General features: G+C 42.5%; 6 protein-coding genes. All 6 read left to right on the forward strand.

Annotated features, from left to right (window positions below; translation table 11 throughout):
* The first annotated feature begins 291 nt into the window (after positions 1-291).
* The 6 genes from O9323_RS22950 (at position 292) to O9323_RS18995 (ending at position 4,755) form a co-directional block, all read left to right on the forward strand.
* Positions 292-387 (forward strand): TPR end-of-group domain-containing protein, encoded by a 96-nt coding sequence (locus O9323_RS22950; protein WP_394296123.1) that lies wholly within the window; start codon positions 292-294, stop codon positions 385-387.
* 443 nt (positions 388-830) lie between these two features.
* Positions 831-2,459, forward strand: a complete 1,629-nt coding sequence (gene hcp, locus O9323_RS18975; protein WP_288125584.1) for a hydroxylamine reductase — start codon at positions 831-833, stop codon at positions 2,457-2,459.
* A gap of 85 nt (positions 2,460-2,544) precedes the next feature.
* The gene (gene hoxU, locus O9323_RS18980; protein ID WP_002752680.1) at positions 2,545-3,261 is read left to right on the forward strand and encodes a bidirectional hydrogenase complex protein HoxU; all 717 of its coding nucleotides are present in this window, start codon (positions 2,545-2,547) and stop codon (positions 3,259-3,261) included.
* An 8-nt stretch (positions 3,262-3,269) separates the two neighbouring features.
* Positions 3,270-3,665 (forward strand): hypothetical protein, encoded by a 396-nt coding sequence (locus O9323_RS18985; RefSeq protein ID WP_149107365.1) that lies wholly within the window; start codon positions 3,270-3,272, stop codon positions 3,663-3,665.
* 2 nt (positions 3,666-3,667) lie between these two features.
* A complete protein-coding gene (locus tag O9323_RS18990) occupies positions 3,668-4,129 on the forward strand; it encodes a hypothetical protein (RefSeq protein ID WP_002752682.1) in 462 nt (153 codons plus the stop codon).
* Positions 4,130-4,206: 77 nt separating this feature from the next.
* The gene (locus O9323_RS18995) at positions 4,207-4,755 is read left to right on the forward strand and encodes an NADH-quinone oxidoreductase subunit B family protein (protein WP_002733074.1); all 549 of its coding nucleotides are present in this window, start codon (positions 4,207-4,209) and stop codon (positions 4,753-4,755) included.
* Positions 4,756-5,071: the final 316 nt, after the last annotated feature.

The raw sequence follows: 5,071 nt of genomic DNA on the forward strand, positions 1-5,071 counted from the left end.
TTTGCTCTCACAGGTGCAAGATTTTGAGAGAATCGTCGTTCAAAACCTTGCGTCTTCATCGGCCCGCGTCCTGTAGGGGCGAAGCATTCGGACAATAACCTATCGGTGAAACCGTAGATTTTCTATCCGAATGCTTCGCCCATACTTTTTCAGCAAGTCCTAGCCATTCTTGGTGGTTTAACCCCCAATTAAATAAAAGATCTGCGATTCCAAGACATACGGAAATTAGGGATATTCTCGCTAATAAAATCTGCAAAGATATCGGAATACCACTAATCAAATAAATCGTTCATCAGTCTTGATGTCAAGTATCAGGATCTGGCAAAAACAGATAAAGATTTTGAGCAGATTCGGGGAGATGAGCGGTTTCAATCATTGCTAAGTTAAGTAAATAACAAAAGAGATAACTATCTATGTCGAAAGCAATCCTATCATCAGAGTTAGGGTATAAGAACTCTTAAGTCACAACTTTCGATCCTAATCAGGAGACCGATTGCTATGACACTGGCAACCACCCAGCTAAAAATCGAAAATCTCGCTCATTATATCATAAAAATCACCAAAAATACTTAATTTAAATAAGACAACTAAATAATTGTTTAATCGGTAATTCTTGAGGAAATATAAAATCAGAACCCAAATGGTAAAAAGAGTGAGAGAATAAAAACATAGTTCAGAGAGGAGAGGCTGTCAAGACAAGCTTTCCAGTCGTAAAATCCATAATTCTTGCCGGGTGAAGGCTAATAAATAACTTTCAAAAAAGCAGAATTCAATTTAGTAGAAAAAAATCGCAACAATCTGTCAATCCACTGAAAAAAGAGAGAAAACTTATGTTTTGTGAACAATGCGAACAAACCGCTAGTGGTAATGGTTGTCATCAGTGGGGAGCCTGTGGAAAAAGTCCCGAAGTCAACGCCGTTCAAGACTTATTAGTTTATTGTCTGCGGGGATTAGCATCGGTGGTTTTAAAAGCCAAAGAAGCGGCAATATCTACTCGCGAAGCCGATATTTTTACCTGCGAGTCGCTTTTCGCCACCATGACCAATGTGAACTTCGATCAAAGACGTTTTACCGATTATATTCAGCGTTGTTTAGAGATTCGGGAAAATTTAAAAGCACAATTGGGATCGCTGGACTGGTCTGCACTTGCCAACTATCAGCCTAATTTTAATGAGAGCCTAGTCAGTCAAGGTCAAGAAGTATCCTTAGAACTAATTGAAAAAGTACAAGACCTCGATATTTTTTCCCTAAAGTTAACCGCTATCTACGGAGTTAAAGGTCTTGCTTCCTATACTTTCCACGCTCAGGAATTAGGTCAAGAGGATGACTCAGTTTATCAGGTTATCCAAGAGACTTTAGCGGCAATTGATCGCAGTGATTTACACCTGAATGATTGGGTGGCAATCTGTCTAAAAGTTGGGGACGCAAACCTGCGGGCCATGGAATTATTAGATCAAGGTCATACCGAAACCTACGGTCATCCCATACCGACAAATGTTCCCTTAAATCCGCGTCTAGGTAAAGCCATTTTAGTCTCCGGCCATGATATTAAACAATTAGCGGCTTTACTGGCACAAACTGCCAATACTGGGATAACAGTCTATACCCACGGAGAATTATTACCTGCCCACGGTTATCCAAAACTAAAAGAAAAATATCCCCATCTCTACGGTCATTATGGCACCGCCTGGCAAAATCAAACTAAAGAATTTGCTAAGTTTCCGGGGGCAATAGTTTTAACTACTAATTGTCTCATGCCCCCCCACGAAAACTATGAAAGTAAACTCTTTACCCTCGGACCTGTGGGTTATGCCCATATTAACCGCTTAGAAACAGTGGACGGTGCGATCGATTTTAGTCCCGTGATTGCTAAAGCGCAATCATTGCCCGGATTTACTGAAATAAGCGAACCTCGGCAGGTAATGGTGGGATTTGCCCACAATACCGTTCTCAGTGTCGCTGATACGGTGGTTAATGCCCTTAAACAGGGTAAAATCCGTCACTTCTTCCTAGTTGGGGGCTGCGATGGGGCAAAACCTGATCGCAATTACTACACCGAATTCGTGGAACAAGTTCCCGAAGATTGCATCGTTTTAACCCTTGCCTGTGGAAAATTCCGCTTTTTCGACAAACAATTAGGTAGCATCGAAGGATTACCCCGGCTGATGGACGTGGGACAATGTAATGATGCCTATAGTGCCATCAAAATCGCCCTAGGATTAGCCAACGCTTTTAACGTTAGCGTCAACGAGATTCCCCTCTCCCTAATTATCTCTTGGTACGAACAAAAAGCGATCGCTGTACTGCTCACCCTGCTGCATCTAGGTATTCAAAATATCCGTCTGGGACCAACTTTACCGGCATTTATCTCCCCTAACGTCCTCAAATTCCTCTCCGATACCTATCATCTGCAGCCGATTACCACCCCCGCAAAAGACTTAGCCGCTTGTCTAGGTTAAAACTTTCTGTAAAAATCCCACCCTCGGCCACAAATTGTGGCCTATGGGAAGGAGAGGGATATTATCCTCAAGGAGAATAATTTTTATGTCCGTAATCACTTTAAGCATTGATGGCAAAGATGTAGCGATCGAAGCGGGTTCGCGAGTTCTCGCAGCCGCTAGTCAGGTAGGAATAAAAATTCCTGCCCTCTGTCATCTCGATGGGGTTTCCGAAGTGGCTGCCTGTCGCTTATGTTTGGTAGAAATTGAAGGTATTAATAAATTATTACCTGCCTGTGTAACGGAAGTGGCGGAAGGAATGGTGGTTCATACCGATACTCCAAAACTAAAAGAATATCGCCGCATGACAGTGGAATTATTATTCGCTGAAGGCAATCACGTTTGTGCGGTTTGTGTGGCTAATGGTAACTGTGAATTGCAAGATTTAGCCATCGAAGTGGGTATGGATCATAGTCGTTTTCCCTACCGTTTTCCCAAGCGAGAAGTAGATATTTCCCATCCTCTTTTCGGTATCGATCATAATCGTTGTGTTCTCTGTACCCGTTGTGTACGAGTCTGTGATGAAATTGAAGGGGCGCACGTTTGGGATCTGGCTTATCGCGGCGAAAAAGATAAAATTATTGCGGGAATGGATCAGCCTTGGGGCAGCGTTTCCGCCTGTACTTCCTGCGGCAAATGTGTTGCCGCTTGTCCAACCGGGGCGATATTCCGCAAGGGTTCCGCCGTTTCCGAAAAAGAGGAAGATCGATCGAAGTTGGAATTTTTAGTTAACGCCAGGACTGAACACCAATGGACGCGTTAAAGTAATCGATGGAGGGCGATAGTGATCGATGGGCGCATTTAGATATCTACGAGCAAAAATTAACCGCCAAGGTAAGGGAGGACTATGATCAGATTATGGGTAATAATCAAGATATACTAGGGATTGCTGCCCAATACGAAATCTCGGAAATCGATATCCGACGCGCCAAGGATTACGCTTTTGGATCGGGAGTGTCTCGATATCAATTTTTTCCCGAAGGTTTAATGGTAGCAGCTTGGCGAAGACTCGCTGGCGCTCAAGGGAATAATCTTGATCGAATGTTTCTCAATCATGAAATCTACGAATCTGACTTAGTGATTAATCGGGGCCTTTCGCAGCAACAAGCGCATTTACTGGCACAAAAACAATATCCTTGGTCTGATTCAATTCAGCAAACGAGATAATTATGACCACATCACCCGAATCGCAATTTCTGCAAGCCCTAGAAATGTGTCAGTCTCTCTCCAATTTGACGGCGCAATTTTCTAGTATTCCTTGTCGGATAATTGAAATTTTGTCTGATGTCAGTCAAGAGCCTAGGGTTTTGTATTCGCTCTTAATTAAATATTCTAGAGAGGTGGATTCCGCTTTAGTTGCCCTAGATATTTATGCCAAAAGTGCTGATAATTGGCGAGTAAAAGATCGAGATCAAACCTGTTCTCTTGGTTTTGGAGTAAAAGACCATTGCACGATTTTAAGCTGTTTGCTCAATTTCGGCAAACGTCCTTTTTCTTTTATTTCCTATACGGGAAATTTTGCATCAGAGGCGATTATTTTTGAGCTACTTAAAGACTGGAAAAATCTAGATATAGCTCCTTTCTTTGAGGAAAAAATGCAAGAGTTTATCCTGGAGGCAAAAATAGCTTAAAAGAGTATTTCTTTGCGTTTGATCCTTTTCACCAAATTGCAACTCAGCCAAAAAATATCAATCAAGGAATTAAAATTATGTCTAAAATTCGCTTCGCTACTGTCTGGTTAGCCGGTTGTTCGGGATGCCATATGTCCTTCCTCGATTTGGACGAATGGCTGTTAGAATTAGCCGAAAAAGTTGACGTGGTATATAGTCCCGTCGGCTGCGATCTGAAAACCTATCCGGAAAATGTCGATGTCTGTTTAGTGGAAGGAGCGATCGCTAATCAGGATAATTTAGAACTAATTCATCTAGTCCGTCAAAATACCAAAACTGTCGTTTCTTTTGGTGATTGCGCTGTGACTGCTAACGTTCCCGCTATGCGGAATATGTTGGGAACTGCCGATCCCGTGCTAAAAAGGGCTTATTTAGAGTTAGGAGATAACACCCCTCAACTACCAGAAGAACCCGGTATCGTTCCCGAATTATTAGATCAAGTGCTGCCAGTCCATCAAGTCATTCCCATCGATATTTTTATGCCGGGATGCCCCCCCGATGCGGACAGAATTCGCGAGACATTAATTCCCATTTTAAAAGGGGAATTACCCGTGATGGTAGGACGAGAAATGATTAAATTTGGTTAATTGAATCAGTTATCAGTCGTCAGTTATCAGTTATCAGTTATAAGATTTGAGTTTTAAGTTTTGAATGAGCAGTATGTATTAAGTGAGCCTCATCAAATGCCAGTTTGCTGCTGTCTTTTCACTGATTATTGATTACTGTTTACTGATTACTGATTGGGTGCATCTCACATTTGTAGAAATACCGACAATCAGCAATTATCAGTGACTCCTAAATTATTACAGATGTGTCAGCAGCCGCGTGTAAGCATCCCACCGAAAAACTAATGCGCGGGGGGTTTGGGGGCGGCGCCACGCCCCCAACGGGGGGTTTGGGGGG

Source organism: Microcystis sp. LE19-131.1A (genome assembly GCF_027532015.1).
Taxonomy (GTDB): Bacteria; Cyanobacteriota; Cyanobacteriia; order Cyanobacteriales; family Microcystaceae; genus Microcystis; species Microcystis ichthyoblabe_A.